Genomic DNA, 2,010 nt, shown 5'->3' with positions numbered 1-2,010 from the left:
TGCATTATGGCAAAGAAAAAGAAGCTCTGTTACGAGCTTCCTAAAGAATGAACGCTAAATCGACTGTGAATAGTAACCGCCCATCATCTCATCCAATCTTTTCTTCCTGGAGAAGTATCTCCTGAGAAAGCTCATCAGATTGGAATCGAGCTTGCGGACAAAATGCTGGATGGAAAATATCAGTATGTCATTGCCACTCATATTGATAAAGGCCACATCCACAACCACATTATTTTTAATTCCGTAAGCCACATCACCCATCGTTATTATGAGTCATACAAGAAGACTTATTATCAGATTAGAAATCTGTCGGATCAGCTCTGCGCAGAAAACGGATTGCATATCATTCCACCAAGCCCTAACCGTGGACAGAGCTATTATGAATACATCCAGACAAAGCAAGGCACCAGCTATAAAGCTAAGCTCAAAGAAACAATAGATAAGCTCATTCCTTTCTGCAAGGATTATGAAGATTTAATCTCCAAACTCGCTCAGCAAGGGTATGAAATCAAAAGAGGAAAATACATCTCTGTCCGTGCATCAGACCAAGAACGATTCACTCGAATCAAAACACTTGGGGCTGATTATACGGAAGATGCCCTTGCGAGTAGAATTCACTCAAAGTCCAAGCCTTTCCCTTTCAAGAAAGCTGCCAAAGAAAGAAGCGAGCTCATCGAATCCAATGAAAGAATCAATAGCTCTCCAGGACTTCATAACTGGATGACTCGTGAGAATCTTAAACTGATTGCAAGAGACTATGCCAACCTTCAGGAAAACTATGATGGCATCGGCAACTTATCCGCTATTCTTGATGAAGCTACTGAATCTATGGAAACTCACCGCAGCGAGCTGCGCGCCATTGAAGATCGCATGAAGCATTTGTCTACTATGATGGAATACTCCAAGACTTACCGAGCGATTAAGCCAATCTATATGAAATATCACAACGCCAAGGATAAAGACAAAGAGGCTCTTCACCGCGAGCATGAAAGCGATATCCTTTTGTTTGAATCTATCAATCGACAGATAAAAGAGATGGGATATTCAAAAGTGCCACCTTTCAAAACTCTTAAAGAAGAATACGATTATCTTGCATCTGAAAAGACAGCTTTGAACGCCACATACCAGGAAGAAAAAAAGAAGGTCAATGAACTTACTTCTGCGAAGAAGAACATAGACCGGTACTTGGATAAGAGCATCCATCGATTCATGAATACAAAAAGAGAAGAATTGGGCTGACAAAAGTCGTTAATTTACAACAGATGCTCTTTGTAGAATAGAGCATTTTAAGGGGCATTTTAAGGGGATTATTGAAGCAAGGCTTCAGATATGATTTAATAAAGTATAAGTGTTTTAAAATGATGGGAGGTTTTTATGTTGTATATAATTTTGATTGCAATTGCGATAATCATTGTCGTAATCATTTCTCGAGGAAGAGATAAAAACCAGAGTAGTGTTGGTAGTATAAATCAAGATACGCCTACAACAAATAAAAGAGAACCTTTAGATGAAGCAGCAATACAAGAATACACTGCAAATATGGAAGATGCCTACAACAAGCTAATTAACGATGGCCGAGATGTGTATCCGGGATTTCCTTGGAGTGCTGTGTTCTCGCCTAGTACAATGAGAAATATTCTCCGCGGTGAAGATAGTCTTGTTGACAGTCCAAATTATGATTTACACCTTGAAGGTATAGGGCGTTTTAAAATGAGTATTCAGGCCTATGCAAGGTACGGTGTTCCCCCTACAGGTGAATTGATTGATTACATTGATAATCATTACATGAATCCAGAATTGGATGATGCTTTAGCATGGTATAAAAAAATGCATTAATAACTTCTGAATTAAATATAAGTGTAACAACGGCGAGAATCTTCTCGCCGTTGTTACATTAGGTATAAATTGATTTTTGGAGTGTCCGTTTTCTTGTTGCAGATTGCCAGCCAAAACGGCCACCTGTGCCATATTCGGCGGCCACCCTGGAACTTAAATGGCGGTCAGCCAAGG

The 2,010-nt window shown here is 39.6% G+C and carries 2 protein-coding genes; both read left to right on the top strand.

Annotated elements, in window-relative coordinates; genetic code table 11:
* Positions 1 to 69 precede the first annotated feature (69 nt).
* A complete protein-coding gene (locus GKG43_RS22680; protein WP_129880145.1) occupies positions 70 to 1,239 on the top strand; it encodes a relaxase/mobilization nuclease domain-containing protein in 1,170 nt (389 codons plus the stop codon).
* 135 nt (positions 1,240 to 1,374) lie between these two features.
* Positions 1,375 to 1,836, top strand: a complete 462-nt coding sequence (locus tag GKG43_RS22675; protein WP_129880143.1) for a hypothetical protein — start codon at positions 1,375 to 1,377, stop codon at positions 1,834 to 1,836.
* Positions 1,837 to 2,010: the final 174 nt, after the last annotated feature.

This window comes from Eubacterium sp. BIOML-A2 (assembly GCF_009680135.1).
GTDB lineage: Bacteria > Bacillota > Clostridia > Lachnospirales > Lachnospiraceae > Faecalicatena > Faecalicatena contortus_B.
This window is presented reverse-complemented; position numbering and strand designations above follow the sequence as displayed.

Bases quoted from the DNA above. Each gene is read 5' to 3' on its own strand.
- GKG43_RS22675 (WP_129880143.1), top strand. From the start codon at position 1,375: ATGTTGTATATAATTTTGATTGCAATTGCGATAATCATTGTCGTAATC.